The following is a 15,165-nucleotide window of genomic DNA, read 5'->3' on the forward strand; positions in this document are numbered from 1 at the left end:
CTTTTTTAAATATGACATTATTGCAAGTAACCACTGCCACTGATTCATTAGTGGTAAGCGCTGAAGAAAGCGTTAATTTGTTTGATTTACTATTACAAGGGGGATACGTTATGATCCCCCTTTTATTATTATCCATTGCAGCAATTGCTATTTTTATAGAGCGGGTAATGACTATTAAAAAAGCTTCAAAAACTCCATCCGGGCTACTTTCACAAGTGAAATCCATGGTGATAGAGGGAAAGATAAGCGAAGCGAAAATGATATGTAACCAAAGCAATACACCAATAGCCAGAATGTTGGAAAAAGGTATTTCCCGAATTGGAAGCCCTTTAAAGAACATAGAAGTGTCTATTGAGAACGTTGGTAAGATTGAAATTTACAAGTTGGAGAAGAATCTTTCTTTGCTGGCCACAATTTCCGGGGCAGCTCCTATGATTGGGTTCCTCGGAACTGTTACAGGGATGATCCAGGCTTTTATTGCTATTGCACAGGAAGAGGGTTCAGTGAGTCCTAAGTTGCTCTCAGCTGGTATTTATGAAGCGATGATTACCACCGCTGTAGGTTTGTCAGTGGGTATTATTGCTTATTTAGGCTATAATTACCTGGTTACCCAGGTTCAAAAAATTATCCACAAGATGGAGTATACTTCTGTCGATTTCATCGATTTATTACAGGAACCTAAATAATTTCTAATGGCTCTTAAATCACGTAACAAAGTAGATCCAGCTTTTAGCATGTCTTCAATGACTGATATTATATTCTTGTTGTTGATTTTTTTTATGCTAACATCCTCTTTTATCACTCCTTCAGGTTTGCCTGTTAATTTACCGACTAGCAAAACCTCCAATATTGTGATGCAAAAAGTGAGTGTTACTATTACTAAAGACCTGCAATATTTCGTTAATGATAAAAGAACATCAGTTGATGATTTAGAGACTGCCATTAGCAGGGAAATAAAAAATGCTGAAGAAGGTATAGTGGTTTTGCATATTGACAAAAGTGTGCCGACAGAATATTTAGTAAATGTGGCTGGAATAGCAGCTAAGTTGAAAGCAAAAGTATCTATTGCTACCAAACCCAATGAATGATTTTGCCCAAATAGAGCGTAAAAACAATAGAATAGGAATCGCAATCTCCGTTACGATCCATTTGATATTACTATTGCTCTTTTTATGGATTACTGTTTGGAAAGAACCTTATCCTCCTGCCCCTGAATATGGAATAGAACTTAATATTGGGATGAGCGAACAGGGATCAGGTGCTGAGCCTGTTGCTCCACAACCGGAAGAAAGCGAAGAAGAAGTGCAGGAAGAAACAGCTGCTGAAGTTGAAGAAGAAGTGACTGAGCCTGAAGACGAAACTGTGGAAAGTACCAGTGAAACAGAGTCTGTTGATGAGGTAGAAGAAGTAGCTGAGCAGGATGCTGTTACCCAGGAAGATGCACCGGTTAAAGTGGAAGAAAAAAAATCAGAACCTAAGAAGAAAACAGAAACAGCAAAAGAACAACCCAAACCTGTAGAGGAAAAGAAAGAAGAAAAACCTAAAGCTAATCCTAATGCCCTCTTTCCGGGAAGTAATACTTCCCAGGGAGAAACTAACAATAAAAGTGGTGACCAGGGAGTGGAAGATGGTAAAGTAGATTCCAAAAATCTGATGGGGCCACAAGGCGGTGGAAGTGGCAGTCAATTAGATATGGCGGGCTGGACATGGGATTCTCCACCTAATCCAAAGGATAACTCCGATCAAAATGGCAAAATAGTTTTTGAAATTACTGTTGACAGCAATGGTGAGGTAATTTCTGTTCGCCTGAAAGAAACTACTGTTTCACCTGATATTGTAAAAGTATATCAAAATGAAGTGGCCAAATTATCCTTTAGCCGTACTTCAGGCGGAGTTGCACCTAATCAATCTTCCGGTAAAATTACTTTCTTGATTCGTTCCAAATAAATATGACTTACGAAGAAGCAGAAGCTTTTTTATTTGAGCGTCTTCCTATGTATCAGCGAATAGGAGGAGCAGCCTACAAAAAAGATTTATCTAATACTTTAGCTATTCTCAATGCCATTGATAATCCGCATCTCAAAGGTAGATATATCCATGTGGCCGGAACCAATGGAAAGGGAAGCACCAGCTCCATTTTGGCTTCCATACTGAAAGAGGCCGGATACAAAGTGGGTTTGTATACTTCACCACATCTGAAAAGCTTTACAGAACGGATCAGGATTAATGGGGAGGAAATTCCCAAGGCCAAAGTGGCGGAATATGTGGAAAAGTACAAGGTTTTGGTAGATCAGTTTCAGCCTTCTTTTTTTGAATTGACCACTGCCATGGCGTTTGATTATTTTGCGGAAGAAAATGTGGACATTTCAGTGATTGAAGTAGGATTAGGAGGTCGGCTTGATTCTACCAATGTTATTGTCCCTGAGTTAAGTATTATTACACAAATAGGCCTTGATCACCAGCAATTTTTAGGGGATACTACAGCAGAAATAGTAAAAGAGAAAGCCGGAATTATAAAGGAGAACGTCCCTGTTGTTACTTCGGTAGTTGAGTCTGAACTTCGTGAAATCATTCAATCTATAGCCACGGCTCACGATGCGGATTATTATTATAGTAAAGATTTATTTGAAGTTGAATTTCTCAGGATTAATCCTCCTTACTGGCAATATAATGTGAAACACAAAGCCAAACTTTTATTTGAAAGTATTGAAGTAGCATTGGGAGGGTCTTACCAATTGCAAAATCTGCAAACTGTTTTCACAGCCATTCATGTTTTAAATAAAAGGGATATTAAAATTAAAGAGTCAGCTGTTTTTGATGGTTTAAAAAATATTCAAAAGAATTCAGGATTGAAGGGCAGATGGCAGGTTGTACAGGAAAAAGGTGCAGGTTTGCCAAGGATCATAGCTGATACAGGCCATAATCTTTCTGCATTTGATCATCTGATCCCCATGCTACAGCAGGAATCATTTGAGCATTTGCATATTGTTTTCGGTGCAGTAAATGACAAGGATCCTACTCCCATACTTGAGCTATTGCCGAAAAATGCTTTCTATTATTTTACACAAGCACAAATCCCAAGGGCAATGCCGGTTGATCAATTGAAAGAAGTGGGGGATGTGCTGGGATTGAAAAGCATTCCGTTTGAAACAGTTTCTGATGCCTGGAAGAAAGTGAATGAAAATGCCGGGAAAAATGACCTTATATTTGTAGGAGGTTCTACCTTTGTGGTAGCGGAAATTCCGATCATTTAATTATGAGTAGACAAAAATTAAATCGCTTCAAGGAAATAGGAGAGCGGGAAAATATTATAGAAAGAGAAGATGATAGGTTTGATATCATCAAAGGCCAATGGAATAAACTTCTTTTTAAAAATGAAAACCCCATCAATCTTGAATTAGCTTGTGGAAGAGGTGAATATACTACCGGGCTTGCGAAAGTGTTTCCTAACGAAAATTTTATTGGTATTGATATCAAAGGGGAGCGTTTGTGGAAAGGAAGTACACAGGCCCTGGAAGAAGAATTGGACAATGCAGCTTTCTTAAGGACTTTCATATTGGATTTGGAGCAAAGTTTTGTGGCCGGGGAGGTCAAGGACATATGGATAGTTCATCCCGACCCTCGTCCACGCGACCGAGATGATAAAAGAAGATTGACATATCACAGGTTTTTGGATATTTATAAAAAAATCCAGGGAGGCAAAGGCAGGATTTATTTCAAAACGGATAATACAGATCTATTTGATTGGACCTTAAATGAAGTGTTAGCCAGTAGAACTGATATAATGGATTTGCATTTTACTAAAGATTTACATAAATCGGATTATATTAAAGAGCATTTTGGCATCACCACGCGATATGAGAACAAATTTTCTATCATTGGTGAGAAAATTAAATACTTGCGTTTCGAATGGAAAGCTTAAAAGAAAAACTACAAAGCCCGGCATTTATGATGTTTGTGCTTTACTTTTTTACAGCATTACTACTGGTGATATTTCTTGAGAAAGGAACATTTTTGCTTTGGCTCAATAGCCGACATAATCCTTTTGGTAATGTTTTTTTCCGATATGTTACCCATTTTGGTGAAGGATTGGTATTTGTATTGGTAGGGATAATCTTTCTTTTTTATCGGTTTTACAACCTTATTCTGTTGGTAATGGTAGGCTTTTTTCAGTATATTTTAGTTTATCTTGCTAAAGCATTGATTTTTAACTTTCCCAGGCCTTCCATCTTTTACGAGGGAAAAGAAATAGTTTTTAATTTGGTAGAGGGTGTGAAAATGGAAGCAAGATACAGCTTTCCGAGTGGGCATACAGCCACCGCATTTGCATTGGCCACACTTCTTATTTGTCTCACCAGGAATAAATTATTGCAAGTACTTTATATGTTAGGAGCCATTTTAGTAGCTATTTCCCGCATTTACTTATTTCAGCATTTTTTGGTGGATACCTTGGTGGGTGCCCTGGCCGGAATGTTCACTGCAGGTTTAATTTGGTGGTACTTTACTCAGAAAAATCCTGATTTACTCTATCATAAATCAAGCTTGCAAAGAGGATTATTAAAATCATAAAGTATGGAAATAAATGGGGTTGAAATTTTACCGGGTGAGGAAAAAAAAATTGATGTAAATATAGCCAAACTACCTTCACATTCAGCTATTGATATTTCCATTACTGTTTCAAGATCAACAGAACCAGGGCCCGTTTTGTTGCTAATGGGAGGCTTGCATGGAGATGAAATCAATGGTTCGGAAATCGTTCGCAGGTTGATTGAAAAGAATTTGCATGTGCCTAAAAATGGAACCATAATCTGTATTCCTATTATAAATGTATATGGATTTATTCATTTTTCACGCTATGTCCCGGATGGAAAGGATGTCAATAGATCGTTTCCGGGGAATAAAAATGGTTCATTAGCTGCAAGAATGGCTTATTATCTTACCAGAGATATCCTTCCAGTAATAGATTATGGCCTGGATTTCCATACGGGAGGAGCCGACAGAACCAATTTTCCGCAGATTAGGTGTGTGATGAGGGATGAGGAAAACGTTCAACTGGCGAAAGCTTTTCATGCACCTTTTACATTAGATTCTAAATTCAGGCCTAAATCCCTTAGACAAACAGCCAATAAGTTTGGTAAGAAAATCCTGGTGTATGAAGGAGGAGAATCTGCACGTTTTGATGAATATGCTATCAGTCAGGGCATCAATGGAACCATTCGTTTGATGCATCACCTGGGCATGTCAGACAATTATATTGCACCGGATTATGAAAATTTAATTATCAAGAATTCCTCATGGGTGCGTGCAAGAAAGTCCGGTATCTTTTTATCTGAAGTAGTCAGTGGCCAGTTTATAAAGAAGAATCAAGTATTGGGTAGTGTAAACGATCCATTCGGGGGGTTCAAAAATAAAGTTACCGCAACTGCCAATGGCTATGTGATCGGGTTAAATCATAATCCTATCGTACATCAGGGAGATGCACTCATGCATATTGGTGTGATAAAATGATCTACAGGAATCTAATTAAGCCTTTTTTTGATAAATTATTTGCATTATTGGCACTTATCATAGCCAGTCCTATATTTATAATGGTGGCTATTCTTTTGGCTGTATTTCAAAATGGCAAAATATTCTTCAGGCAGTATCGGCCGGGGAAAGATGAAAAAATATTTCAGCTCATCAAATTCAAAACCATGAGAGACGATAAAGATGAGGCTGGAGAATTACTTCCGGATGAGCAGCGTTTGACCTGGATAGGTAAACTAGTGAGGAAAACTTCCATGGATGAAATTCCTCAATTACTTAACATCATAAAAGGAGATATGTCTTTTGTGGGGCCAAGGCCTTTGTTAGTGGAATATTTACCTTTATATAATAAAGAGCAGAAACTCCGACACAAAGTTACACCCGGCATTTCAGGCTGGGCCCAGGTGAACGGACGTAATACCATTAGTTGGCAGCAGAAATTTGAGCTGGATGTGTGGTATGTAAAAAAACAATCTTTTTTGCTGGATCTTAGAATCATTTTCCTCACTATTTTTAAAGTATTCAAGGCAGAAGGTATCAGCAGCGAAGGTGTGGCTACGATAGAGAAGTTTAAGGGGAATTGAGACGATTCTTGCAAAGGTCAGGCATTTGGTTTGATGCAGCTTTAATATTTTAGCTGGTGAAGTACAAGGTGGGGTTAGATCATCTTCTAATATAGAGGACAATGATAAAGAGTATATTGATTCTTTAGGTGAAATGAAATAATATGAAATCTATTATTTTTGGTGTGGCTATATTAATTATAGGTATGATTAGTAAATATATCATAAAAGAAAGGTCGAAAGAGGTGAATTATAGCCTATATGACAAAACGTATTATGATAAACAGATTTATGGTCTTATTATTGGTGGTATTATGGGGATAGTAGTAGGGATTTTGCAAATCCTTGAAGTTATTTAAAATTAAGTCTAGCCAGCTGGCCCGCAGCTGGCGCACGCGTTTCCTCTTAAACGCTGATATTATTTTAGAAGTACCAAGAGAAAAAACAGCCACAATTAGAATGCTTATTGCGAATACGCTTATACTAAATTCTATAGCCGGTATAAACGATAAAGCGGTGAAGCAATCTTTTGAAAGGGAGTGATAATTGACAATTGACAAAAATCAACAATTGACAAGGGATAGTTTCCAATAAAGTAGGCTTGGGCTGTAATTGATATTCAATACCTAAACCCATTCTTTTTCTTAAACGAAGCCCCTCCAACAGCCGTGGTGCGTGTCTCACGCACCTAAAGCGAAGACTAGCATACCTCGGTCAGCACGGCTCCAAACCGTCAGACCGATTTGGTTATTTGCTCCAAGCAAAGCCCGGTACTGACTGACCTGCCTGACCTAAGAATTATATATTAAAATGCAATCAATAATTTAAACCTAAGCCTTCAAATTCTCCTTAAACGAACTCCCTCTCCTTTGGAGAGGGTTGGGGTGAGGCTTTGAACCTGGACTAACACCATAACCAGCTTTTTTTTCCTTACAATAGCATTAGAAAAGAATTTCCTTTGCTTGTCCCGGCCAAACCGGGAGAGAGGGCTGGGGTGAGGCTTTAAAACGTAGGGCAAGGAAGAAACCTTTCTTTTCTCTTTTGCTTGATCTTCGCAACGAAGTCATAAACAATGGATATTTCGTGGGCACCACCGCTGGAACCTCCTAATTCAGAGATAGTGAAATCATAGCTGTAACCGGCCTCAAATTCAGGGAACTTAAAACCAAACATAAACACAAGGGCATCCCTGTCGTATAGATCACTCTGTTCTGATTTACCAAAAGGCACCCCTCTGTACCAGATTCCTGCAGAAATGGGGTCGTAGTGCCAGTTGATACCTATATCCAATTGATTAAACTCTCCCTGCTGCTTATAAATAAAAGAAGGAGCTATACTGGAGATATTATCAAATTCTTTAGGTCCTCTGTAAAGGGGAATCCTGATACCGGCATGTACGGATATTTTCATGTCCAACGGATTGGAGTCACCCACTAAAGACATATTGGGTTCCGTAATATGATGAAATGCCACTCCGCCCCAAAACATCTTGCTGTAAACCAAAACACCGGTGGAGAAATCAAAATATTGAATGTTTTGGACATTGGTCAATTCGGTGTCAAATGATACGTCCCTGTCACTGGCCAGCTGATCTCCCAGGGTTAAGCCATTTCTGTTGAGTCCGGCAAAATTATAGGCAAAATGGGTACCGGCTGAAATGACTAATTGGTCGTTGATAGAGGTTTTATAAGAATATAAAAACCCAACATTGGTATTGCCCAGGTCTCCGGATCCTGCCGCATCTTTTGTGAGCAATAAACCAAATCCACTACTTAGCTTCTCCAGGTTATAGTCATAAGAAACAGCAATGGTGCGGTAGGCTTTAGGCAGATGGGGCCATTGCATCCTCCCATTGGCTGTGAACCTGTGCATTTTCCCCGTACCTGTAAAAGCAGGATTAAGGTATAAAGGTGCCGCATAATACTGAGAAAATTGAAAGTCCTGGGCTTTTAGCTGCTGACAGCCAATGCCCAGAAATCCAATCGTTAAACCTAGCCAAATACTCTTTATAATTACTTTCAATTGCGTTTCGTCTTTATTGTTTTGAAATCAATCCACAGTTTAAGGTTTTCATAAGATGTAATTACCTTATGAGCGTTACATCACCTAATTTAACCTCTCTTCTTCCGTTTTCATAGAGCAGTTCCATCCGGAAAACATAAACGCCCATTGGCATCAGTTCCCCTTTGTAATAACCATCCCAACCTACTTCTTTATCATTTGATTCAAATATCAACTCCCCCCATCTATTGTAAATTTTCATATCATATTTTTCCACGCCTTTAACAAGCGGCAGGAACATGTCATTTCTTTGCGGGTCATTGCTGGCAGTGCCGGGACCACCTCTGCTTGGGGTAAAAGCATTTGCTACGACAGATTCACCACCGGTCAATACCAGTACTTGCGAAGCCCTTGTTAAGGTATCCGTACATCCTGTTTCCGAATTAATGGCCACTAATGTGATATCATAAATACCACTATCGGCATACACATGCACCGGCTCTTCCTGAAAAGATTCATTGCCATCGCCAAAATCCCATAAAAATTGATCAGCTTCCGTACTTGAATTTACGAACTCAACTTTCTCACCGGTAAACACTTCTTCGAAACCGGATTTGACCCTGAAAATCGATTGTGGAGATTCAAAGACTGTAATATAGGCTGTCTTCACTGCTTCAACCGCTTGCCCGGTGATATTATTGGCGGACAACCTGACGGTATAAGTGCCGGGTTTGTCGTAAGTATGTTGCGGATGAATTACCCTGGAAGATTGATTGTCCCCAAAATCCCATAGGTAAGTACTGGCCGTGGCAAATCTGGTAAGGTTCTCGAAATCGACCGTTAAAGGGGCACAACCTTCAATAGGATCAGCTGTAAAATCAACTATTGCCGGAATGGCATTAATGGTGATAATAGTCTGCGTATTGTCAGTACAATCTCCATTGGAAGCTGTCATTCTTACAAAGTAGGTACCGTAGGTTTCATAGGTATGACTACCCGGATCTTGCTCATCCGAAAAATTACCATCGCCAAAATCCCAGGTATAATCCCATTCTGATTTATTGGTAGTGGTATTGGTAATGGTAATGGTAGAAGTTGGCAGGTCCATATTGGTAGGCGTAGCAATGAAATCCGCTACAAGTTCAGGAGCCACTACTACCCTGGCAGAGCCTGTACCACTGTTGGTACATTGAGGCGTATTGCTGTCCTTTACTGACACCACGGTATAATCAGTGGTAACAGTGGGAGCAACGGTCTCGAAATGCCTGTTGAATGGTGTGTTAAATGTTCTATTCTGGCTGCCATCATTATAAGTGATTGTCCACGGGCCCTTTCCGGTTAAGTCAAATCTTAAGCTGGCTTCTTCTCCGTAACAGATGGAATCAGAAGCTGATAACACAACAGTAGGCATTTCCCGCACATTTACCCTTACTGGCAATCCAAAATTATAAGCCGGGCAGCCATTGGCATCTGTCACTGAAAAAACTCGGTAGTTAGTGGTTTCCGAAGGGGTAACTATTTCCTCATGACCATTTTGAAGGCCGGATAATGTGACGGTATCCTCTACATCATTAATGGCCATTTCAACTGTAAACGGAGCCACTCCTGATGCAAATTCAAAGTGGAGTGGGGTAGAGCTTCCTGCACAAATAGAGGTATTGCCGGTCATGCTTACTTCGGGAGTGGGAAGTGTATAAATAGTGGCGTTACCACTACCGGGAGCAATACATCCCTTTTTATCAGCTACTTCCAGTAATGTGTAAACAGTAGTATCATTTTCAGGTACTATATCAAATACATGTAATGTACTGCTATTCGGGTCTGTGGGGTCATGACCTGAAATAGGTTGAATATCACTAATGGCGAAAATATTCATTCCATCAGTAAAACGAATAGACCAGGGGCCATATCCAAATAGGGAAACTCCTAATTGAGTAGTTTCATTCACACATACTTCGCCCACATTATCTACCACAAATATATTGGCATCAGGTGCAGGATTCACCAGTATGGTAGCCGAATCAGCTGACACGGTCCCTTTACAACTGTTATCTGATACACTTACTAATTTATAGACAGTACTGTCAACCGGAGATACAGGTATAGTAAATGCAGGGGTGTTTGAGTTGACTGAAACTGTATCAGTTCCATCCGTATATTCGATATCCCATGGTCCGAGACCGGATAAGTTCACCCTGAGGTCAGTGGACTCTCCCTCGCAGATAGTGGCATCTCCTGAAATGATAGCAGTAGGGGCTATGTTCACATTTACCCTTACATTGTCATTGGAAGCTTGTCCCGGACAGGTATCAAACTCACGGTCAATTACTTCTGTGAGGTTGTAATTGACAGAAGCGGTTGGCTTCACCCATACTTTATCACCGCTTTGCACATTTTCTATTAATGTATCGACTCCGAATCCATTGGATAAAACGACATCAAATCCCAGGCTTCCCGGTCCGTCCAATGTGAAAGTAAACTCGGTGGAATCACCGGGACAAATAGTGCCAGGGCCGGATAGGGCAATGGAACCGGTAGGGCCCGGTATTACAGATACAGGAAGTGTCACCAAATCACCCGGACAAAAATTAGCATTAGTAACCCTTACGCTCACCTCACTACTGCCACTTTCCGGCTCATTGCCATAGTTGACAAAAATCACATTTCTGTCAGGTAATTCAGTGGCTGAGATATAGGCAAATTCAGGTACACTCCATTGGTAGGTATAACCCGCTCGATGGTCGACTTCATATCTAACAGTAGATTCATTTTCACAAACAGTTTCTGCACCAATGATTTCAGTAGGGTTAATGGGTTCAGGAAATACAGTGACTGTACGAATAGCTGAAGTATCAGAGCATGAACCATCACCGCTTACTATCAGCCTTATTTCATAAACCTGATTGGAAGGAGGATCGGAATCGTTTATAAAAGCTTCAGTCACATTTCCGTCATTATCAGGAGTGAAAGTAGTCCAGGAAGAAGTACCTGCCAATCGTCTTTCATAGATATAATTGCCACTGATGCCGGTACCCTGGGCATTAGCCCTGATTTCCGCCTCAAAGGGGGAACAACCGGAATTTCCCAATAGGAAGAAATCAGATCTCACCAAAGGATTAAGTTCAATGTCTTGAGGTGAACTAGTGGTAATACATCCCTCAGGAGTTTTAGCAATAAGTTCTACAGGGTAAATACGGGATCCTCCTGTACCTTCTGGATTATTATATTGATGCGTACTAGTTAAAGAAGAACTAAAGGCTGTTGATGCGCCATCTCCGAAATTCCAACGGAATTCTGTACCGGCAGGGTAAGTTGAGCTGGGATTTACTTCAAACGTAAATTCATAATCTTCTTCACAGGCCGGGTTGGGCAAGGAGGTAGTAAAATCAACCAAAGGTTGCTGAAATACCCTTACGGTATAAGTTGAATCATCCGTGCACCCTCCGGGACCTTCGGCAAAAATGGTGATGTCATAATCAATAAAAGGATCAGTAGTATTTATTAAAGGATCCAGCACTGTGCCATCTAGTTGATCGCCAAGACCGTTCATGTCAGCAGGAGCTGGTCCGGATTGTACTAAATTACTATTAGATGCATTTCTTACCTCATAATGCATATCAAAATCACCGCCATTGCCAGATACATTGGAGGAGGTTCCTTGAATAGTTACATTTTCCAGAGGTGAACAGCCTTCATTAATGTTGGTACGGAACTTCACTTCCGGGGTATCATAAATAGTAAATTCGATAGGGGCACTTAATGCTGTAACACACTGGCTGGTAGCAGTTGCTATTAAATCCAATTGATAGTCCCCCGGCTCTGTAAATTCATAGTCTATCCCGGCAGCAAAATCGGTATTTCCGGTATAATCTTCTCCTTCAAAAGTTTCTTCCAATACGTAGACTGTACCATTAAATTTGGAAAGTTGAAACTCCCATGTAAAATCACTTAAAGCAAATGGAGTAGGGTCGGTAGCATTTACCCAATTATATACAGCAGGCAAACAACTGGATACAACAGTGGCACTAAAATTAGTTTCAACTTCAATGTCTTCCGGTTCTTCAAGAGTTCCGTTATAAGTTACGGTTTCGCTGGTACATCCTGCAAGGCTGGTAGTTGTAAGAGTTACTGTAAAGTTCAGATCACCACTTGCAGGTCTGGCTAATTCAATAATATAGGTATCAGAACTGGTACCGCCAATTTCATCCAGTAGGATGGTCGGGTCATTAGGAACTGTTGACCAATTATAAGTGTCAAGACCTGATTGCTGAGCTTCAAATTTGTACTGAACAGAAGGACAATCAGTAATGGTATTGGTTAAAGAAAAATTAGCAGTTGGTTGTGGCCTTAGCTTTACTTCTTTTGATTTGATCGAAACACAATAATTATCAGTTATCACTTCTAATTCTATTTTAAACACCCTTTCAGAAGTGGAAGGATATTCATTCTCGAAATTAAAACTAAATGTTTCAGTTGTTTCATCAAGTGGATCTCTTACCACAGTAGCTGTAGTTTCTACAATTCCAGTTCCTGCGTCTGTCACAGTCCAGACATATTCATCTGCATTAAAGGTTTCAGTATTTGCATCTGTTTTAAAATAGAATGTAAAGGGAGCACAATAAAATAAGCCAGGATCATATAAATCTGGTGGATCTGAAACGTTCAGCGGATCCCCATCGAATATATTAAAATTGGCATCATCTTCAGGTAGCACTACTATATTAATAGTATCACTTACTGTTTGACAGCTATTATTTCCGGTTGCTACCAATACCACTTTAAAATTTTGATTAGAAGCTGTTTCATTGAAGAAAATATTCGTTTCAATAGTTTCATCTGCAGCACCTGGAGCACCAATGGTTTCAGTGGTTACTCCAGACAAAAAATCCAGTATTTTTATTTCATAAGTCACCGGATTTAAAGAAGCATCATTTAAGGTTTCATCTGTGATGTTAGTGAAGTTTAGGAAAGTACCGGGGCAGATTGGATCACCAGCATAAGTATCTCCAGCTGAATATGTATCGTAGTCATCCCTGTAAGAAGCTTCCAGTTCAGCTACAGGATTGTGTTTGACAGTTACGGTATGTACGATGGTGTCCCTACAACCTTGTGTAGTTTCGACTATCAAGGCTATCTCATAATCCCCTGGAACAGAAGCTGTTGGTTCAGCACCATCAGTTCCATCAAGAAATCTCCGGAAAGTATTATTATTGCTTTCGTCTTTCTCATTATTAAAACCTGCAACAGCATCATAGCTAAAATCCCACATCCATTTAACTATTTCATCATTATTCACTCTTGCAGTAATTCCACTGAGATTATCGGCAATATTAGAAAATTCAGTTTTGTTTAAAGGATCATTATTACCTGCACAAACTTCACTGGCATCAAAAGATGCTTCAGGTGTATCATAAACATACACGAACAATTCATCCACGCTAGTGCAGCTGGTAGCTGCATCTTCAGTATAAAGTCTGATTCTGTATTCTCCTGCTTCTGAGATGATTAAAGGATTGTTTGGGTAATTAAATGTGGCGGCACTATTTTCCTCTTCATGTTGTGCCAATGGTACAGTGGGAGCGGGAATTGTTTTCTCAACTAACCACGTTGTTGTAGTATTCACACTTTTGCCAGTGGATTCATCAGTTAAAGTTAATTCCAGTGGGTCAGTGCCTAAATCTTCCAGGCAGACTTCATATAAATTATCACTAGTATTAGGGCTGCCAAAGGTTCCATCATTAAAACCAATAACTGCTATAGGAGTGGCAGTAATAGTTATCGTTCTGTCAAAAAACACTTCGCAGTTGCCTTCTAAATCTGAATCGGAATTTCTAACGAACATTCTAACCAACTTTGTTCCTGCTGTTGAGAAAACTGTATTTAAGTCTGCCCCCTCATCATCAAGCCATGTATATCTGTCATTGTTACGGGCGAACACTACAGGATCAGTATCATTGGGGCCATCATATACTCTCCAACTATATCGGAAATCCGCATTATGGTTAGAAGCATCTCCACGAAACCTGATGTTCTCACCAGGACAAAAAGTGGTTTTTTGAGGTGAACCATTAGAAGTTTTGGATATAGTAAAACTTAAATTTTGAGGAGGAGCTACAATCCTTATGAGTGCGTATCTTTCAATTACAGGAATAGGACCTCCTAAAGGGTTACATGGCCCCCAATTTTCTAATTTAACTTCAAATACCTCACCTACTGTTGCTGAGGAGGGTACTGTGATGTCGAGGCTAGTTGACACTGCATCTCCCGGCCCCACAACTGCTGGATATTCTTCAATAGTATTTACATCACTTCCGGCAACATCCGCTTGTGGTGGTATATAGTTTTGATCCCCGGCATTAGAACCATCCAGCGTAACACCATTACTTAAAATCACACCATCAATTCGACCATCAGGAGCTGCTCCATCAATTGTGTTATATGTCCATCTGACATTTCTTTTCTCTTCATTGGGATTATCTGTGTCCCCTGGATTTACACAATTAAAAGTAGTGTTGTCCTCAAAATTTATTGTTACCTGATCACCTGCACAAACCTGATAAAGGATAGGCTCAATAGAAACATTGCCAGGATTATCCTCATCAGTATCCCAGTAATCAACCTCGTTGGAATTACTTGATGCTGTACAAATATTGCCATCAATCACTAAACGTGCTATTATATTAAAATCACAAACACCCAAATCTTCAGGATATGTATGTCTAGCGTTATTTATGCCATCATATGTTTGAGGTCCATCAATAAATGTATTTCCATTACCATTAGCTATAAACCATGTGTTTCCTGAATTAGTAGCAGTGTATGTGGTTGGAATTCCGTTTCCCCAATCTACAGAAATTTCCACATTTGCTCCGGCAGGTATGATTGCATTAAATGTCACGTACCAATCTACAGTGACAGGTGCACAAAATCTACCTAATCCAGGGGCTCCATTAACATTCTTTGCCTGAGCGTTACCTCCCAGAAAAGTGATGTCAGAACAATTATATGGTTGTGCATAAGTTGAGCTTAATACAACTACAGAAAATAGTAATGACAGTAGAATTTTTTTCATATA

Annotated in this window: 11 protein-coding genes; 9 read left to right on the forward strand and 2 right to left on the reverse strand. The window is 39.7% G+C overall.

The genetic code is table 11. The features are described from left to right. The first annotated feature begins 11 nt into the window (after positions 1-11). From JKA74_RS04215 to JKA74_RS04255, 9 genes are all read left to right on the forward strand, one after another. Positions 12-686, forward strand: coding sequence for a MotA/TolQ/ExbB proton channel family protein (locus JKA74_RS04215; RefSeq protein WP_201429900.1), 675 nt, complete (start codon positions 12-14; stop codon positions 684-686). Between the two features lie 6 nt (positions 687-692). Continuing rightward, positions 693-1,088 carry an ExbD/TolR family protein gene (locus JKA74_RS04220; RefSeq protein ID WP_201429901.1) on the forward strand — a complete coding sequence of 132 codons (396 nt, stop codon included), beginning with the start codon at positions 693-695 and terminating at the stop codon, positions 1,086-1,088. Further along, positions 1,081-1,947 carry a hypothetical protein gene (locus JKA74_RS04225; RefSeq protein ID WP_201429902.1) on the forward strand — a complete coding sequence of 289 codons (867 nt, stop codon included), beginning with the start codon at positions 1,081-1,083 and terminating at the stop codon, positions 1,945-1,947. The genes JKA74_RS04220 and JKA74_RS04225 overlap by 8 nt, the downstream gene beginning before the upstream one ends. 2 nt (positions 1,948-1,949) lie before the next feature. Then, a complete protein-coding gene (locus tag JKA74_RS04230) occupies positions 1,950-3,254 on the forward strand; it encodes a bifunctional folylpolyglutamate synthase/dihydrofolate synthase (protein WP_201429903.1) in 1,305 nt (434 codons plus the stop codon). Between the two features lie 2 nt (positions 3,255-3,256). Further along, complete coding sequence (trmB, locus tag JKA74_RS04235) at positions 3,257-3,922, forward strand: tRNA (guanosine(46)-N7)-methyltransferase TrmB (RefSeq protein ID WP_201429904.1); 666 nt, start codon at positions 3,257-3,259, stop codon at positions 3,920-3,922. After that, a complete protein-coding gene (locus JKA74_RS04240) occupies positions 3,910-4,569 on the forward strand; it encodes a phosphatase PAP2 family protein (RefSeq protein WP_201429905.1) in 660 nt (219 codons plus the stop codon). The genes trmB and JKA74_RS04240 overlap by 13 nt, the downstream gene beginning before the upstream one ends. A gap of 3 nt (positions 4,570-4,572) precedes the next feature. Further along, the gene (locus tag JKA74_RS04245; RefSeq protein ID WP_201429906.1) at positions 4,573-5,508 is read left to right on the forward strand and encodes a succinylglutamate desuccinylase/aspartoacylase family protein; all 936 of its coding nucleotides are present in this window, start codon (positions 4,573-4,575) and stop codon (positions 5,506-5,508) included. After that, positions 5,505-6,110, forward strand: coding sequence for a sugar transferase (locus tag JKA74_RS04250; protein ID WP_236587493.1), 606 nt, complete (start codon positions 5,505-5,507; stop codon positions 6,108-6,110). Before JKA74_RS04245 ends, JKA74_RS04250 begins: the two co-directional genes overlap by 4 nt. Before the next feature lie 143 nt (positions 6,111-6,253). Next, on the forward strand, positions 6,254-6,448 hold the full coding sequence (locus JKA74_RS04255) for a hypothetical protein (RefSeq protein WP_201429907.1): 195 nt from the start codon (positions 6,254-6,256) through the stop codon (positions 6,446-6,448). A gap of 643 nt (positions 6,449-7,091) precedes the next feature. Here the strand turns inward: JKA74_RS04255 and JKA74_RS04260 are convergent. Continuing rightward, the gene (locus JKA74_RS04260; protein ID WP_236587494.1) at positions 7,092-8,111 is read right to left on the reverse strand and encodes a PorP/SprF family type IX secretion system membrane protein; all 1,020 of its coding nucleotides are present in this window, start codon (positions 8,109-8,111) and stop codon (positions 7,092-7,094) included. 61 nt (positions 8,112-8,172) lie between these two features. Continuing rightward, positions 8,173-15,162, reverse strand: coding sequence for a PKD domain-containing protein (locus tag JKA74_RS04265; protein ID WP_201429908.1), 6,990 nt, complete (start codon positions 15,160-15,162; stop codon positions 8,173-8,175). Positions 15,163-15,165: the final 3 nt, after the last annotated feature.

Origin of the sequence: Marivirga aurantiaca, assembly GCF_016679925.1 — a bacterium.
Lineage (GTDB): Bacteria > Bacteroidota > Bacteroidia > Cytophagales > Cyclobacteriaceae > Marivirga > Marivirga aurantiaca.

Excerpts from the sequence above, each read along its gene's own strand:
- JKA74_RS04255 (WP_201429907.1), top strand. The coding sequence starts at position 6,254 with ATGAAATCTATTATTTTTGGTGTGGCTATATTAATTATAGGTATGATT.
- JKA74_RS04215 (WP_201429900.1), top strand. The coding sequence starts at position 12 with ATGACATTATTGCAAGTAACCACTGCCACTGATTCATTAGTGGTAAGC.
- JKA74_RS04245 (WP_201429906.1), top strand. The coding sequence starts at position 4,573 with ATGGAAATAAATGGGGTTGAAATTTTACCGGGTGAGGAAAAAAAAATT.
- trmB (WP_201429904.1), top strand. The coding sequence starts at position 3,257 with ATGAGTAGACAAAAATTAAATCGCTTCAAGGAAATAGGAGAGCGGGAA.
- JKA74_RS04225 (WP_201429902.1), top strand. The coding sequence starts at position 1,081 with ATGAATGATTTTGCCCAAATAGAGCGTAAAAACAATAGAATAGGAATC.
- JKA74_RS04220 (WP_201429901.1), top strand. The coding sequence starts at position 693 with ATGGCTCTTAAATCACGTAACAAAGTAGATCCAGCTTTTAGCATGTCT.
- JKA74_RS04265 (WP_201429908.1), bottom strand. The coding sequence starts at position 15,162 with ATGAAAAAAATTCTACTGTCATTACTATTTTCTGTAGTTGTATTAAGC.
- JKA74_RS04240 (WP_201429905.1), top strand. The coding sequence starts at position 3,910 with ATGGAAAGCTTAAAAGAAAAACTACAAAGCCCGGCATTTATGATGTTT.
- JKA74_RS04250 (WP_236587493.1), top strand. The coding sequence starts at position 5,505 with ATGATCTACAGGAATCTAATTAAGCCTTTTTTTGATAAATTATTTGCA.
- JKA74_RS04230 (WP_201429903.1), top strand. The coding sequence starts at position 1,950 with ATGACTTACGAAGAAGCAGAAGCTTTTTTATTTGAGCGTCTTCCTATG.